The sequence below is a fragment of the Spirosoma liriopis genome, assembly GCF_023196085.1.
Lineage (GTDB): Bacteria > Bacteroidota > Bacteroidia > Cytophagales > Spirosomataceae > Spirosoma > Spirosoma oryzicola.
On the sequence record NZ_JALPRF010000002.1, the window covers coordinates 19,779 to 35,395 of the forward strand.

The following is a 15,617-nucleotide window of genomic DNA, read 5'->3' on the forward strand; positions in this document are numbered from 1 at the left end:
AACAAAAGTAACCAAATAGGGCCGCCACTAATCAATAAATTTATTATTCAGAACGAAACATCCTGAACGGGCTGGCTTTTGCGGAAAACAAATGTTTTTTTCTGCCCCTGATACTGAACATTGACCATATTGACCTGGTCATCGAACATTTCCATCAGTACATTTTGCTTTAGCAGCCCTCCTTTAAAGGGTTCACTATAAGGCATTTCCAGATAAATCCAGTTGGCGTCAGCTTCTACCTCATGACCTACGTAGGTGATAGGTTTAGTTTGCTTCTGTGGATTTACGTAAGCAAAATGTGAACGAATGTATTTTTCGATTAGTGGTTCGTTTTTATCGTGCGGCTGACCGGGCGAACCATCTAAATGCACTTTGGTATTTGCCTCCTGGGATAACGCTTTTTCAAAGTCGTCCGTGAAAATACGGATACTGATCTCAAATGCGCGCTCCTTGGGGTTGTACTGCATTTGCGTAACACTGGCATGAAAATCATGTTTCGCTCCGCTATTCAGGACAAGAGGCCGACTACCTGACAGGCAACCGGCCACTAGTATCATCAAGGCTATTACTGACTTACGCGATTTCACTGCTTAGAAAACAGCTTTAAATACATCATTGAAAATAGCGAAGGCCATTAGCCCGAGCAGGATAACCATACCAACTCGCTGAGCTGCTTCCAGGAATCGATCCGATGGTTTTCTACCTGATATGATTTCGTACCCTAAAATGGTCGCGTGACCACCGTCGAGCGCCGGGATCGGTAGTGCGTTCATAAACGCCAGTGCCATAGAAAGCAATCCTGTGACGGTCCAGAAGCGATCCCAAACCCAGATACCACCAAACAGATTTTGTGCGATACCGATCGGGCCACTTAGTGCTTTGGAGGGAGAAACTTCACCCCGGAAGATTTTACCAAACCCTTTGATGTTGTCGAACACAACCTGGAAAGCCTTTTGTGTACCAATCGAAAGAGCTTGCCCAAATGTGTATTCTTCTTTTGTCAACGGAAGCAACAGCTTTGGGTAGAAACCAATAGTCCCATCGGCGGTTGTTATCATGTTGAGGGTAAGCGCCTGACCGTTGCGGTTGATACCAAGGGTAAGCGGTTTGCTTTTGAGCGGCTTCACCACCTCGGTAAACTCGTGATAGAACCGAATCGGTTTGCCGTTAGCGCTCGTGATAACATCCCCTTTCTTTAAGCCTGCTTTCGTCGCTGGCTGGCCAGGAACCAACTCATCAACTTTGAACGGCTCGATAGGCTCAATGAATTGCCCGGCAGCTTTTTTGTCGGCTAGCTTATCAACAAAATTGTTGGGAATGTAAATGTCTTCCAGCTTACCGTTGCGTTCGATCGTGTAGGAGCTATTGTCGCCCAGAAACACGTCCGAGCTACGGATCTCGTTAAAATCGTTAATTGGCTTACCGTTTACTTTAACAATTTTGTCGCCCGTCTGCAAGCCAATACCTTTCGCCAGATCGTACGCTACAATACCGTATTTAGCATCTTTCATAGCCAGGTACGTATTGCCATTCTTGTACGTAAGGATCACGAAAATCAGGATACCGACAATTACGTTAACGATGATACCGCCGAGCATGACGATAAGGCGCTGCCAAGCTGGTTTGGCCCGGAATTCGTACGGCTGAGGTTCGGTGTTTGTATGCGTCGTGTCGAGCGATTCGTCGATCATGCCCGATATTTTCACGAAGCCACCGAGTGGAACGGCACCAACGCCATATTCGGTTTCACCCCGTTTGATGCTCCAGATTTTGGGTGGGAAGCCGATAAAATATTGTTCCACCCGCATGCCAAAGGCTTTTGCCGCCAGCAGGTGTCCTAACTCGTGCAATCCTACTAAGATAGACAGGCCCAATATGAGCTGTCCGGCCATAACTAATATTTCCATCTACTCTTAACTGTGAATTTCGCTGATTGAATGAATGTCGGTACTACCCAAGTGGCTTAATGATCGTTATAAACGACTCACAACTATACGTCAAAGGTAATAATCCGTGTGAATAGAAACGTTAACCGGTGTGTATACTGTACAAACACCTAAACGAAACTTTTAATTCGCTCGGACGCTAATCGACGGGCTTCGTCATCTGTACGGACGTAATCCTCATAAGTCGGGTTCTGTACGAACGTTGTTTTGGTTAGGCACAACTCGATAATCTCCGAAATTTCCAGAAAACCGACCTGGTCATGCAAGAAGGCATCGACGGCTACTTCGTTGGCCGCGTTGATGATACACGGCGCATTTCCGCCTTGTTTGAGAGCATCAAAGGCAAGTTGCAAATTGCGGAACGTTTTAACGTCAGGCTTCTCGAACGTCAATGACGGGTAGTCCAGAAAGTTGAAGCGCGGAAAATCGGACGGAAGTCGGTTCGGATAGCCGAGGGCGAATTGAATCGGTAGTCGCATATCGGGTAAGCCCATCTGCGCTTTCAGGCTACCATCTTCAAACTGAACCAGCGAGTGAATAATGCTCTGAGGATGTACAATCACATCAATCTGATCGGGAGTTAGTCCGAACAGCCACTTGGCTTCGATTACTTCCAGCCCTTTGTTCATCAGGGTAGCGGAGTCGATCGTAATTTTAGCGCCCATAGTCCAGTTGGGGTGCTTAAGCGCCTGTGCTTTCGTGACCGTCGATAAAAACTCGGACGATTTTCCCCGGAAGGGGCCGCCCGAAGCCGTCAGGATAATTTTCTCGATGGGGTTATGAAACTCCCCGACAAGGCATTGGAAGATAGCCGAATGTTCTGAATCGACCGGATAGATGTTGACGCCTTTTTGGGCCGCCAGCTTGGTAATCAGTTCGCCCGCCACAACCAGGGTTTCTTTATTGGCCAGTGCAATCGACTTCCCCGCTTCAATCGCCTTGATGGTCGGTAACAAACCTGCGTAACCAACCATAGCGGTCAGGACCATATCGATTGTATCCATCTGTACAACCGAAGCAATGGATTTAGCGCCAGCGTAGACCTTGATACCAAGCGGGTCGAGTGCGCTGAAGACCTGATCGTATTTGTCTTCGTTGCAGATGACCACAACATTAGGGTTTAGGTCGGTAGCCTGCTGAATCAGCAGTTCGGCGTTGTTATTCGTCGTTAATACCTCAACGGCAAACTGGTCGGGATGGGCCTTCACCACTTCAATCGCCTGTGTCCCGATGGAACCCGTGGAGCCGAGAATAGCGATATGGCGTTTTTTTATATCAGTCATGTAGTTTTCAACAGATCAAAATTGACTTTTACGTCTAACTCTTCTTCAATAGCGCGGATAAAGTAAACGCCCTCGGGATAAGTAACTAGCAATTCATCAATATACTGCTGTGCTGATTGACGCAAATTACCAATCTGTTGCTTTTTTGATTGAACATACCGTTTGCGTTGATCTGCCAGGCGGGCATTGTCTAAATCGAGTAGTCGAATAAGATTTTGGGCTGCTACATCATTGGGATCAGCGGCAACATAGTGGCCGCCAGCGAAGTACAAAATTCGTTGTTCTAAGTCTTCAGCAGTTGGATGAAGTATAGGTTGATAGTCTGCCCATTTTCTAGACTTTTTAGTATTCCATAGGCTTTTTACTAAAAACCAATTCGTATAACTATCTTCATTTGTGCCTTTGAGCGTCGGATTGAAGTGTTCAATGTGTGCGTCATCTGATGGACCAAGATATGTCTCCGTATAAGCACAAAGCGTATGCTGTTCATCAGCTAATAACTGCCTTAGCAAGTCATTCTCCCCAGCTTTAAACTTCACCTTACGTTTAATTACCTCCGAATCGGCGTCTTTTTTAACTCGTCGCATGCCGATTAAAATTTATACTGATCACCTAATTTAGCCTGCTCAACAATCAATTCTTTTTGGCGAACAGGGTCCTTCTCGTTTCTAATTTCTACAAATAAATCCCTATATCGCTTATAAGCGTCTAAGCCTGGCTTTAGCATTAATTCCTCTAAGCCAAAATCTTCACTTAGAATATCGTTGGGATCATCACCTTCTGGAGCAACGCCGGTGTGACACTTCACTTCTCCGTTTTCGTCAAAGTATAAAATGAAGCGTTCACAAGGCTCGAAAGCGGAAGCAATAATTGGTGAGTGAGTGGCGAAGAAGAACTGAGCTTCAGGAGCAAGTGACGTATAATAATCAATTAGACCTCGCTGAACGTCAGGAAATAAGGACCGTTCAGGTTCATCGAAAAGAATAACTCCTTGATGAATTTGACTCTTATAAATTGGGATCGCTGTTGCTAAAAGCTGCTTTGTGCCAGTGCTTAAAGTGTCGTAGGTTAAAGATACCCCGTTTTGTGTTTTTATAACTATTGGCGCTTCTGTACCTTCTATGTCTACTTCCAGATGAAAGTTTTTCAGGATTGGATTAAGGCAGTTATTAGCTATATCTATTTTTGGATTAGGATTCTCTTCCTGCCATTTACTTAGTTTCTCTGCCAAACGATTTGGTGAAAAGCTGCCATTCCTCTGAATTAAATCAATTGCTATTCTCTTCAAACTATCATCGTATCTATCTATATCGCTAAGTAGGTAATTCCACAAGTAACGACTTCCCACAGACTGTAAAGCCATCACTTTTGAGTTTGTCAATTTAGTAATTGTTTCCTCTCTTTTTTCATTAGCTAGAAGGATCTCATTACTATTTGCAATGTATGGCTTATTGCCAAAATCACTTTCGTTTCTATTAGCTGTTAAACTATAAGCGTGATTAATAGCCGAGTCATCAACATACACACATAGTTTACTGGTTACTCCAATCTCATTTTCTACCTGTGACTTTAATAGCCACTCTACGCTGCTATTGATAACTGATAAGTCTTTAAAAAGGCTATCTTCATAGTTTTTAAAGCTTTCATTATCAAATCGAATAGATTTTCCGCTGGCATCAGCTGTCACTGATACTTTGTTGAAAATTATGTAAGGATCTATAGAGTTTGGCCTACCGAGTTGTCTCTTTTTGTAGAGTTGATATCCATCATCACTGATCACAAAGAAGTTCCAAATAATATTCAATAGGGTCGTCTTGCCAGTTCCGCTTTGGCCGATAAAGCACACTTTCTCCAACGGCTGACCTGCTTTAGGGTGGTTAGCCGGATACGTGAAATCAAACTTTATATTTTTGAACTGACGGTATTCATCAATGTTGATTCCGGTTATTTTCATCGTCTAAACCGTTTTCGGAATTTCCAGTAATCCATCGGCAATTTTCCGGTCGTTGGCCAGACGAGGTACTTTGTTCTGACCACCCAGCTTACCCTGCGACTTCATGTAGCGCTGAAAAGCTCCGCGTGGTAAGCTGGTCAACTTCAGTGGTTGTAAGATAGAGCCTGTAATCAGATCGTCGTAATATACGTTTAAACCAATCAGCCGGTTGTCAATATCGCGGGCAAATGAAGCCAGATCGTTAGGGGGCGTAGCAAATTCAATTAGCCACTCATGGTACGGCAAACCCTCGGAAGGGCTAACCATTGGAGCGACGGTAAACTCAACGACTTCCGTTTCGGGATGACGCTGCATGGCGTACTGGAGCGCTTTCTCCACTTCTTCGCCAATGACGTGTTCACCAAAAGCCGAAATAAAGTGCTTGATGCGTCCCGTTACCAGTAGCCGGTAAGGCTCTCGTGAAACAAACTTGACCGTGTCACCCAACGAATAGCCCCACAGCCCGGCGTTGTTGTTGATAATGACCGCGTAGTTTTTGCCCAGCTCCACTTCTTCGATGGTTAGTCGGCGCGGGTTTTCCGTAAAGAACTCGTCAGCGGCAATAAATTCATAAAAGATACCGCTGTCTAGCAGCATCAACAGACCCTCTTCGGTCTGCGTATCCTGAAACGCAATGAAGCCTTCCGAGGCTGGGTATGTTTCAATGGAGTCGATCCGCTTGCCGATGCTTTCGTACAGCTTCGCGCGATACGGCTCGAAGTTAACACCACCGTACACGAACAGCGAGAAATCGGGAAACACGTCCTTAATCAACTTACCCGTGCGTTCCTGGATTCGGTCGAAATACATCTGCACCCAGGGGGGGATTCCCGAGATCAGCGACATCGGCTGATCGATTGTTTCATCGATGATCCGCTCAAGCTTCGTCTCCCAGTCTTCGATGGTGTTTGTTTCGTAGCTGGGCAACTGGTTTGTGCGCAGGTAAGCCGGAACATGGTGATTCGCGATGCCCGACAATCGACCAATGTTGATACCCGCTTTTTGAGTAAGTTCAGGACTGCCCGAAAGAAAAATAAGCTTCTTATCCAGAAAACCACTGTTGCCCGTTTGGTGAACGTAATTCAGCAGTGCGTTACGAGCTGAGTTGATGTGGTTTGGAATGGAGTCATGGGTAATGGGAATATACTTCGTGCCGGAGGTTGTACCGGACGTTTTGGCAAAATAAAGCGGCTTGCCTTTCCAGAGGACATCCGACGTACCGGCTAGGATCTGGTCGATATACGGTCTAAGATCTTCATAATCGCGGACGGGTACAGCCTGCCGAAAGTCTTCGACCGTTTGGATATCCCGGAAGTGATGAATTCGGCCAAACACCGTGTTTCGACCGCCTTCGAGCAACTGCTGTAACCAGCGCTGCTGGGCTTCGGCGGGTCTGTACATCCACGCCTGTTGCCGCTCTACCACCCATTTAGCCAGTGGCTTACTTACGACTGAACGAATTCCCATAAGGACACAAAGTTACGAAAACAGTTGGCAGTCTGCTGTACATACACACAATTGATGCAGGTCAGAGAAGTGTGTATGTTTCTAAATTTACTTTGTTGTAAACAGACAGCTATAAACTGCTAACTATTCTGATTGTCATATAAAAAATACAATAATGCTTTTAGCGACTAGGCTTGTTTGTCTTGAATAATCCATATTTTTGCAGACCTTTTAAAACACTACTTGTAAAAAGGCGCAACAAATAACCTGGAATGGGACTTTTCAATTTTTTAACCAGCGACATTGCTATTGACCTGGGCACGGCGAATACCTTGATTATTCACAAGGATCGGATTGTGGTGGATGAGCCTTCGATTATTGCAATGGACAAAGCCAGTGGGAAAGTGCTGGCTATTGGCCACAAGGCCATGCAAATGCACGAAAAGACCAATGAAAATATTAAGACTATCCGTCCGTTGAAAGACGGCGTAATTGCTGACTTTACAGCCGCCGAGTTGATGATTCGGGGTATGATCAAAATGATCGATACCGGCAGTAAGCTTTTCTCTCCTTCTCACCGGATGGTGATCTGTATTCCATCAGGCATTACGGAGGTTGAGAAGCGGGCCGTTAAAGATTCTGCTGAGCATGCCGGGGCCAAGGAAGTATACATGGTGCATGAGCCAATTGCCGCTGCTATCGGTATCGGTATTGACATTACGCAGCCGAACGGAACGATGATCGTTGACATCGGTGGGGGCACTACCGAAATTGCCGTAATCGCGCTGTCGGGTATCGTCTGCGAACAGTCTATCCGTATTGCGGGCGACGTGTTCACGCGTGACATTGTAGACTACATGCGCCGGGAACATAACCTGCTTATTGGAGAACGCTCGGCGGAGCAGATCAAGATGGAAGTTGGCTCGGCACTGCCCGAACTCGACAACCCGCCGGCTGACTACGAAATTCGCGGTCGTGACCTGATGACGGGTATCCCCAAAGAAATCAAGGTTACGTATAGCGAAATCGCCTACGCGCTCGATAAATCGATTTCGAAAATTGAAGAGGCTACCATGAAGGCGCTGGAAATTTCGCCACCGGAGCTTTCGGCGGATATTTACACGAACGGTATTCACCTGACCGGGGGCGGTGCGCTGCTCCACGGACTCGACAAGCGCCTGGGTGCAAAAACCAAGCTGCCTATTCACGTGGCCGATGATCCGCTCAAAGCCGTTGTAAAAGGCACGGGCGAAGTAATTAAGAATTTGGATATGTACCGGTCGGTACTGATTAGTTAAGCTTTGTTTTGTAGCCTGGACCGCTGGTTTGGGTAACCGAAGGGTAGCTTGTGGCGGAGAATTTCGCGAGCAATGCAGGCTTCGGTTATCTGAATCAGCGGTTCAGGCTACTTGCTTTCGCTGCTCTATGGGCGAGTTAGTCGATTTTTTTGTTCGAAGCCGAAACTTCATTTTGTTTGTGCTATTGGAAGTACTTTGCTTCTATTTTATCATCAACACAAGCAATTACTGGAGCGCAACGTATTTCAACACCTCGAACCGATACGCGGCAAAGGTGTTGGCGTGGTCGAATGCGGCCAACGAGTACACACGATTGCGGCAGGTTAACGCCGATTTGGCTATGGAAAACCAGCGGCTCAATACCCGCCTGACCCGGTTACTCCAGAGCAAACCCGCTGCCCCTGCTGAATACCAAGCTGATTCAGCCTTTGCCGACCGATTCAAATACACCGTCGCGAAGGTGGTTGACAATACAACCCAGTTTGCCAACAACTACATCACGATCGATAAAGGTACGGACGATGGCATTCGTCCGGGGATGGGGGTTATTTCGCCAACAGGAATAGTCGGCAAGGTGAAAGTGTGTAACCGTCATTTTTCGGTCGTTACGTCCATCCTGCATTCCGAGTATCTAGTTTCCTCGCGACTGACGAAAGCTGGTGATGTTGGAACCGCTAAATGGGATGGCGTCGATCCGCACCTGATCAAGCTCAATGACATTTCGCTGACGAAAACAGTTAATAAGGGTGACTCTGCGGTTACTTCCGAATACAACACAACGTTTCCTCCAGGTATTCTGGTGGGGCGTGTTCGGTCGGTTGGTGTGCAACCAAACAAGACATTCCACGATATAACGCTTCTGTTGTCAACAAACTTTAGTAACCTCTCCTTTGTGTATGTGGTCGAAAATCGGTTGCAGCAGGAGCAGGATCAGTTGGAAAAACAAGTCGAAACGGAAAAATGAGTTTTCAGTTGACGGGCAAATCAATATGCCTCAGAATCTGAAAGCAGAAAACGGTTAATTAGAGTGACTTTACGCGAGATCCTGTCCGCTGTCTTTTTGTTTTTGTTGTACCTGGTATTGCAGATCCTGCTGGTGCGGAATCTGGTGCTGTTCGATTACGCATTCTGTTTTGTTTACATCGCCTGCGTGCTGCTGCTGCCAAACGAAACCAGCCTGACCTGGCTATTGCTGATTGGCTTCGTCACCGGTATTATTGTCGATACGTTTTACAACACGCTGGGTATGCACGCAGCGGCTACAGTGCTTATGGCCTATTGTCGTCCATTGATTGTCCGGTCGCAGATTGACGTACCCGGTCTGGAACACCGAATCGAATTCTCGTTAAAAGAACTGGGGGCGGGCGCTTTTTTTCGGTATGTGTTTATTCTGGCACTTATTCATCATACCGCGCTGTTCTTCATTGAAGCGAGTAGCCTGTCATTGCTTATTCCAACGATGATCCGGGTTATTGCCAGTACGCTGTTCACGACGGTGAGCATTGTGCTGATCCAGTTTTTTACAAGAAACTAGCGTACCGAAATGGCAGAAACACTTTTCATTCCGCAAACAGCCGACCGTAAAGCCGTCTACGAAAGCTTAGTACCACAAATAGCCGCCCTGATTGAAGGCGAACCAGACCTGATCGCTAACCTGGCCAATATTGCCGCTGCCCTCAAAGAAGCGTTCGGATTTTTCTGGGTTGGCTTTTACCTCAGTAAAGCCAACCAGCTGGTTCTCGGACCTTTTCAGGGACCAATTGCCTGCACGCGCATTGCGTTCGACAAAGGCGTTTGCGGAGCCGCCTACACCCGGCGGGAGACGATCTTAGTACCCGACGTTGACCAGTTTCCAGGGCATATTGCTTGCTGTTCGGCGTCTAAATCCGAAGTTGTTGTCCCGATCGTCAACCGTACGGGCGAGGTGATTATGGTCCTGGATGTAGACAGCGATCAGCTTAATGACTTTACGGAGGTCGATGTGCAGGGGTTAGAGCAAATTGCCGCTTTGATTACCGCTTTGTGAGCTAACGACTAGAACTAAATAAGTGCAACAATGGGTCAACTCGTTTCAAAACGAGTTGACCCATTGTTTTATATAAAAAGACAGAATCGAATTAAACGCTCGCAAACAGCGCCTTGGGCTTGCAGTAAAGTTTAGGCGTTGTATCCTTTTGCTAGTGATGGCGCGGGTATGTCCTCGTCAAAAAGCACACCCGATAAACCACAGCGGTTTGCCTGGAATGATGGAAGACCATGAACAAACTGATTTTAGTACAGGCAAATGCATCGCAACCGTCTGACTGGGCGCTGTTTTTTGGTCATTTCCACCCGCTTATTGTTCACCTCCCCATTGGCTTTTTGCTTATCGCAGGTCTGCTCGAACTGGACCGGTTAATCCGCCGTAATTCGGTCAGCACACATACCATCACGCTTATTCTGTTCTGGTCGGCGGTCAGCGCGACCTTAGCCTGTGTGTTTGGTTATTTGTTATCGCTGGGGGGCGGGTATGATGCCGCGACCCTGACCAGCCATCAATGGCAAGGGATCGGCGTCGCGGTGTTTGCGTGGATTGCCTGGGCGGTCAAGTGGGAAAATTTGGGTCGTATCATTCCGTTCGCGCAACTGATGTACCTGCCTGCGCTTGGAGTAGCACTGTTATTTTTATTGTCCGCTGGTCATCAGGGTGGCAACCTGACGCACGGGTCGGACTACCTGACCCAGTACGCACCTGAACCCATTCGAACGCTGGCGGGCTTACCACCGAAGCAAAACGAAATCAAAATTGAGCCAATCTCTGACGTGAATCAGGCGCTGGTGTATCAGCAAATCGTTAACCCGATTTTGCAAACGCGCTGCGTTCAGTGTCATAATGCCGACAAAGCCAAGGCTGGCCTACGCCTTGATAACCCCGCTATGATCAAGAAAGGCTACGAAGATGGCCCGGTTTTCGTCGCCGGGAATAGCAAGGTTAGCGAACTGACGAAAGTATGTCTGCTGCCCGAAACCGACGATAATCACATGCCGCCGAAAGGGAAGCCGCAACTGACGGATAGCCAGATCGCGCTGCTAACCTGGTGGATTGATCAGGGCGCTTCGTTTGACAAGAAAGTAGCGGACCTCGCTGTTAATGACGCGATTCGTCCGGTGTTAGCTGAATTGGCGAAGGGTAGTTCAGAAAAGGGGGCATCAGAAAAGCAGGTTGCGTTAGCGGGACCTTCACCCGAATCGCCCGTGCTGACCATGACGGTTCCGGCGGCTGATCCGAAAGTAGTGGACGAACTCAAAAAAACGGGTCTGTTGGTACTACCGCTTTCCAAAGAGCACAATCAATTGGAGGTTAGTGCCGTTAATGCGCGGAGTTTTAGTGATGCACAAGCGGCTTTGCTGCCTGCACTGCGTGAACAGATCGTATGGTTGAAGGTAAGTGATACTGAGGTGACCGATGCGGCATTAACGCATATCGCTCAATTGAAAAACCTGCAAAAGCTTCACCTCGAACAAACCAAGGTGACCGATGCGGGGCTGAAACAACTGGCTGGATTAACCCATCTGGAGTACTTAAACCTGTACGGTACAGCCGTGACGGACGCTGGTCTCAATGAATTGACAAAGCTGAAACACCTGAAGACTGTATACCTCTGGCAAACCAAAGTGACACCGCAGAGGCTGGCTTCTCTGAAGAAAACGATGCCAAACCTGGAAGTGATTGGGGGCAGCGACGACCAGTCGATTGCCAAAGCGACCGCTACGAATCAGGAAGAACCGAAGAAGAATTGATCGGTACGGCGCTTACCAGGCAATGGCGAAAACGGTCCAGCCATCGGATTCGGTTTGCAGTGAGAAGGTGAAGCCATGATTCAGCAGAATCTCCCGCGTAAGTGTTAAGCCAATGCCCTGCCCGGTAGGCCGTGTACTGAAAAAAGGGTTGAACAGTTTGACGGCTATCTCGTCGGAAATCGGTGCGCCATTGTTGCGAACAAGCAGTTGACTCACTTTGACCTGCACCTCTACCATTTGTCCCGCCTTGCAAGCTTCAATGGCGTTCTTGATAATATTGACCAGCACCTGCTCAAGCTGACCGACATCCATTGGCTGCGTAACCGGAATGCTCGGACTTGTCAGCGTAAGCGTTACGTGCTGCGCTTCGGCCTGTGGCTGCATAAGCCGAACAACATTACAAGCCAGTTCGGTTACGTCGCCGGGTAGAAGGTGGGGCGTTGGCAGCCTGACCACATCCGCAAAGCGACGCATAAACCGATTCAATCGCTCGTTCCGGTCAATCGCAACCTGAACCGCGCTTCGTAGATCAGGGTCCGACAGTTCGGGTTCGGCTATATTCAGAATCGAATTGACGGCCCCGATGGAGTTATTCACTTCATGGGCCATCATGCGAATAACCTTGCTGTAGGCATTTTTCTCGGTAGCCAGAATCTCGGGGGTGAGTTCTTCGATGATCAGGAATGAACGGCGGAAACCACGATCGACAAAATTGGACCGAAGTACTTTGTACGTTTCAATACCGTTGGGCTTCATGATGCGCGAATCACCGTCAACCAAATCAGCAATGTGGGCGAGCAGGGAATAACCCAAATCGGCCAACTGCTTTCCGATCACGTCGTTGGGGTGTACACTCAGCAGCTGGCAAGCTCTCGGATTGATGGACGCAATACGGTCGTCGAAATCAAAGACCAGGATGGCAATGGGGGCAGCCTCGATGAGTTTGTCCAGGAAAAACTGTTGTTCAGCCTGCCGGGTGCGTTCCTGCCGAAGCTGATCGATCATGAGGTTATACACCGTAATCAACTCATCGACTTCCCGGTTGCCCGTTTGGACAAATTTGATGGAAAAATCTTTGTCGCGGATGGCTTCAATACCCGATGTGATGAACTCGGCAGGTTGCTGAAACGCCCGGTAAATACGTACCGCAACGTAGGCCGAGATAAGAATCAACACTTCCGACGCAATGAACAACGCTTTATTCTCCCGCAAGATCCAACCCATCAGGGCCAGCAGCACGAGGTGAACAGCCATGATGTAAATCAGGTAACGAGTGCGTAGTGGTAAGTTCATTCCTCGGTCGTGTAGGGAATGCCAAATTTCTCTAATCGCCGGTAGAGTGCAAAACGAGTGATCCCCAGCGCTCGGGCCACTCGGGTCACCCGGTTATTGTGAAATACCATCGCCTGCTGAATCATCTGGTATTCCATCTCTTCGAGGGTCATCGTGCCGACCTGAGGCAGGGATTGCGCGGAAGGCAGGGTGGGCGAGGATTGCAGATTCTGTTCAAAATCAGCCACCGTCAGTTTGTCGCTGTGGGCCAGCAGCACGGTTCGCTCGACCACGTTTTTCAACTGACGAATGTTGCCCGGTAACGCCAGCGTTGATAGCCAGTTCATGGCTTCCTTTCCTATGTGGAGACCAGGACGCCCATACAGTGTTTTCAGGTTGTTGACAAAGTACGTCGCCAGCCGGGGGATGTCGTTAGGCCGTTCGCGCAGTGCCGGTAAGCGGACCGTAATGAGATTGATCCGGTACAGTAAATCTTCGCGAAATAAGCCCTTAGCGACCATCTCGTCCAGATTCCGGTTTGTAGCACAGATAACGCGTACATTGACCGTCCGGCTTTTGCTGCTGCCCAGCGGCTCAAAAGTCCGGTCCTGCAACACCCGAAGCAGTTTTACCTGACTGGCCGGATCCAGATCACCGATTTCGTCCAGGAAGATGCTGCCTTTGTTTGCCAACTCAAACCGTCCGATCCGGTCGGTACGGGCGTCGGTGAAAGCACCCCGGACATGACCGAACAATTCACTTTCAAATAACGTAGAGGAGATGCCCCCCAGATTCACTTTGACAAAGGGCTGTCGCTTGCGTCGGCTGTTCTGGTGAATGGCTTCGGCGATTAGCTCCTTGCCCGTACCGCTCTCGCCCGTGATCAGTACCGGGGCATCGGTAGGAGCCACCCGCCCGATTGTTTTCAGCACATGGAGCAGAGTGGCGTCTTCACCGACGATGTTGTCAAACGAAAACTGTTCGTCAAGACGTTGGCGGTCGGGTGATACCAGGTCCGGTTTCGCCAGATTCAATGCGGTACGAACCGACTGAACAAGGTACTCATTCTGCCAGGGCTTGGTGATAAAATCTTGGGCACCGGCTTTCATTCCTTCCACGGCCAGATCGATGCTGCCCCAACCCGTAATCAGAATGACTGGCACATCGGGCAGCCGTTCCCGAATCCGACGCAACAGCCGTAGCCCATCATCACCGGACGTATCTACCGAAAAATTCATGTCCAGCAGAATCAGCTCCGGTGTTTCTTCGCCTAAAATTTCGAAGGTCTCGAAGGGACCGTCGGCAATACGCACGGCAAATCCTTCTTTCCTGAACAGTAGGGAAAGCGACGTTTGAACCGCTATATCGTCGTCAATAATCAGAAGCATGAGCTCAAGGCAAAAATAGCCTTATAAAGTTTGAAAACGCTACAAGGCTCGTGCAACTATTCCTCGTGAAGGGCCGTCGCTGGTTGAATGAGGGCGGCCTGTCGGCTGGGAAATAGAGCGCATAGGGTAACAATTCCGTAGATGATGAGTACTGCAATGCCAATAGCTGTCATGTACGTCCCTGATGCTAAATCGAAAACGTTCAGCAACGGAAATTGAACGGCAAAAAGTAGCCCGATCAACATGGCGAATGTCGCCAGTACCCAGATTTCACCGATAAACTGAGTCGAGATACCGCTGCCTGTCGCCCCGATCGCCCGACGCAATCCGATTTCGCCCCGACGCTTGGCAATACTTAGATTCAGTACGCCGAACAAGCCAAGCGCTACATTGATCAGCAGAAAACCCGACACAATGGCGGCTATGATAACCGGGACCAATACCAGATTATGTTGGTTTTTTCGGGAGTCGGTCAGGTAGTTGACTTCCACGCTCCATCCTTTTACCATCGTTGCAATATTCTTTACCACGTTGGCTTCGAAGACCGCATCCGTTCCGGGCTTTACTTTGATGAGTACGATGTTGGACCAGGAATTCTTGGCTTCCATTAGCTCAAAAACGGCAGGTTTATTCGTCATGAACTCCCCCTTTGCCTTGAAATTGTCCATAACGCCAACTACTCTGAACTTGTCGCTAACTATTTTTCCTAGGGCGTTTTCGTTACCGAAGAGTTCTTCTTTGGCTTTCTCGTTGATAACCATTGGTCGATATTTACCGACGCTGTCAGCATTACGATACCATTTGCCGTCCGTTACGGAGATGCCAAGCGTTTGGGCGAAATTCTCGTCCGTTACGTAACGGTCAGACACTACGTTCCGCTTGTTGTATTCAACGCCGTCGTTCATCTGGTTTGCCGAAAACGGAAAGTTACTGCTCATGCGCGAAACCGATTCTACTTCTGGATACGTTTTCAGTTGCTGTACAATCCGCCCCAGTTTATTGGCCACTTCCGTTGTATCCTGGTTGTTGTTCAGGTCGATGGCCCACACGTTTTCGTAGGCAAACCCCAGCGGCTCCCGGTAGTTCCCGACGTTCACCACAATGAGGGTGGCCAGGCCAAACAAGACCATAAACGAAGCCCAGATCTCAACGATCAGCAGCGTATGGGCTTTTTTCTTATTCCAGATAAGTCTAAAGAGATGAGAGATCAT

The 15,617-nt window shown here is 48.4% G+C and carries 14 protein-coding genes; 5 read left to right on the forward strand and 9 right to left on the reverse strand.

Going from position 1 to position 15,617, the window contains the following annotated elements:
• Positions 1-47: 47 nt before the first annotated feature.
• The 6 genes from M0L20_RS09180 to M0L20_RS09205 all read right to left on the reverse strand — a co-directional run bounded on the left by M0L20_RS09180 (position 48) and on the right by M0L20_RS09205 (position 6,689).
• Positions 48-557: a DUF6702 family protein gene (locus M0L20_RS09180; protein ID WP_248478061.1), complete on the reverse strand. Its 510-nt coding sequence runs from the start codon at positions 555-557 to the stop codon at positions 48-50.
• Between the two features lie 33 nt (positions 558-590).
• Positions 591-1,907: an RIP metalloprotease RseP gene (gene rseP / locus M0L20_RS09185; RefSeq protein WP_248476649.1), complete on the reverse strand. Its 1,317-nt coding sequence runs from the start codon at positions 1,905-1,907 to the stop codon at positions 591-593.
• 149 nt (positions 1,908-2,056) lie between these two features.
• Positions 2,057-3,229, reverse strand: coding sequence for a 1-deoxy-D-xylulose-5-phosphate reductoisomerase (locus tag M0L20_RS09190; RefSeq protein WP_248476651.1), 1,173 nt, complete (start codon positions 3,227-3,229; stop codon positions 2,057-2,059).
• Positions 3,226-3,816: an HNH endonuclease family protein gene (locus M0L20_RS09195; protein WP_232560612.1), complete on the reverse strand. Its 591-nt coding sequence runs from the start codon at positions 3,814-3,816 to the stop codon at positions 3,226-3,228. The genes M0L20_RS09190 and M0L20_RS09195 overlap by 4 nt, the downstream gene beginning before the upstream one ends.
• 5 nt (positions 3,817-3,821) lie before the next feature.
• Positions 3,822-5,183: an AAA family ATPase gene (locus M0L20_RS09200; RefSeq protein WP_248476653.1), complete on the reverse strand. Its 1,362-nt coding sequence runs from the start codon at positions 5,181-5,183 to the stop codon at positions 3,822-3,824.
• Between the two features lie 3 nt (positions 5,184-5,186).
• Positions 5,187-6,689, reverse strand: coding sequence for a GH3 auxin-responsive promoter family protein (locus M0L20_RS09205; RefSeq protein ID WP_248476654.1), 1,503 nt, complete (start codon positions 6,687-6,689; stop codon positions 5,187-5,189).
• Between the two features lie 251 nt (positions 6,690-6,940).
• Here M0L20_RS09205 and M0L20_RS09210 point away from each other — a divergent pair, with 251 nt between their 5' ends.
• From M0L20_RS09210 to M0L20_RS09230, 5 genes are all read left to right on the forward strand, one after another.
• Positions 6,941-7,966, forward strand: coding sequence for a rod shape-determining protein (locus M0L20_RS09210; RefSeq protein WP_077923646.1), 1,026 nt, complete (start codon positions 6,941-6,943; stop codon positions 7,964-7,966).
• Positions 7,967-8,093: 127 nt separating this feature from the next.
• On the forward strand, positions 8,094-8,930 hold the full coding sequence (mreC, locus tag M0L20_RS09215) for a rod shape-determining protein MreC (protein ID WP_248476655.1): 837 nt from the start codon (positions 8,094-8,096) through the stop codon (positions 8,928-8,930).
• 63 nt (positions 8,931-8,993) lie between these two features.
• Positions 8,994-9,500 (forward strand): hypothetical protein, encoded by a 507-nt coding sequence (locus M0L20_RS09220; RefSeq protein WP_248476656.1) that lies wholly within the window; start codon positions 8,994-8,996, stop codon positions 9,498-9,500.
• 9 nt (positions 9,501-9,509) lie between these two features.
• Positions 9,510-9,992 carry a GAF domain-containing protein gene (locus M0L20_RS09225; RefSeq protein WP_248476657.1) on the forward strand — a complete coding sequence of 161 codons (483 nt, stop codon included), beginning with the start codon at positions 9,510-9,512 and terminating at the stop codon, positions 9,990-9,992.
• Between the two features lie 230 nt (positions 9,993-10,222).
• On the forward strand, positions 10,223-11,746 hold the full coding sequence (locus tag M0L20_RS09230; protein WP_248476658.1) for a c-type cytochrome domain-containing protein: 1,524 nt from the start codon (positions 10,223-10,225) through the stop codon (positions 11,744-11,746).
• A 12-nt stretch (positions 11,747-11,758) separates the two neighbouring features.
• Here M0L20_RS09230 and M0L20_RS09235 read toward each other — a convergent pair whose 3' ends face one another.
• The 3 genes from M0L20_RS09235 to M0L20_RS09245 are packed head-to-tail and all read right to left on the reverse strand — an operon-like array spanning position 11,759 to position 15,617.
• On the reverse strand, positions 11,759-13,039 hold the full coding sequence (locus M0L20_RS09235) for a sensor histidine kinase (protein ID WP_248476659.1): 1,281 nt from the start codon (positions 13,037-13,039) through the stop codon (positions 11,759-11,761).
• On the reverse strand, positions 13,036-14,406 hold the full coding sequence (locus tag M0L20_RS09240; protein WP_248476660.1) for a sigma-54-dependent transcriptional regulator: 1,371 nt from the start codon (positions 14,404-14,406) through the stop codon (positions 13,036-13,038). Before M0L20_RS09240 ends, M0L20_RS09235 begins: the two co-directional genes overlap by 4 nt.
• 56 nt (positions 14,407-14,462) lie before the next feature.
• Positions 14,463-15,617, reverse strand: a complete 1,155-nt coding sequence (locus M0L20_RS09245; RefSeq protein ID WP_232560621.1) for an ABC transporter permease — start codon at positions 15,615-15,617, stop codon at positions 14,463-14,465.

Coding starts and splice junctions, on each gene's coding strand:
- M0L20_RS09180 (WP_248478061.1), bottom strand. CDS start 557: ATGATACTAGTGGCCGGTTGCCTGTCAGGTAGTCGGCCTCTTGTCCTG.
- rseP (WP_248476649.1), bottom strand. CDS start 1,907: ATGGAAATATTAGTTATGGCCGGACAGCTCATATTGGGCCTGTCTATC.
- M0L20_RS09190 (WP_248476651.1), bottom strand. CDS start 3,229: ATGACTGATATAAAAAAACGCCATATCGCTATTCTCGGCTCCACGGGT.
- M0L20_RS09195 (WP_232560612.1), bottom strand. CDS start 3,816: ATGCGACGAGTTAAAAAAGACGCCGATTCGGAGGTAATTAAACGTAAG.
- M0L20_RS09200 (WP_248476653.1), bottom strand. CDS start 5,183: ATGAAAATAACCGGAATCAACATTGATGAATACCGTCAGTTCAAAAAT.
- M0L20_RS09205 (WP_248476654.1), bottom strand. CDS start 6,689: ATGGGAATTCGTTCAGTCGTAAGTAAGCCACTGGCTAAATGGGTGGTA.
- M0L20_RS09210 (WP_077923646.1), top strand. CDS start 6,941: ATGGGACTTTTCAATTTTTTAACCAGCGACATTGCTATTGACCTGGGC.
- mreC (WP_248476655.1), top strand. CDS start 8,094: ATGGGCGAGTTAGTCGATTTTTTTGTTCGAAGCCGAAACTTCATTTTG.
- M0L20_RS09225 (WP_248476657.1), top strand. CDS start 9,510: ATGGCAGAAACACTTTTCATTCCGCAAACAGCCGACCGTAAAGCCGTC.
- M0L20_RS09230 (WP_248476658.1), top strand. CDS start 10,223: ATGAACAAACTGATTTTAGTACAGGCAAATGCATCGCAACCGTCTGAC.
- M0L20_RS09235 (WP_248476659.1), bottom strand. CDS start 13,039: ATGAACTTACCACTACGCACTCGTTACCTGATTTACATCATGGCTGTT.
- M0L20_RS09240 (WP_248476660.1), bottom strand. CDS start 14,406: ATGCTTCTGATTATTGACGACGATATAGCGGTTCAAACGTCGCTTTCC.
- M0L20_RS09245 (WP_232560621.1), bottom strand. CDS start 15,617: ATGATCTCTCATCTCTTTAGACTTATCTGGAATAAGAAAAAAGCCCAT.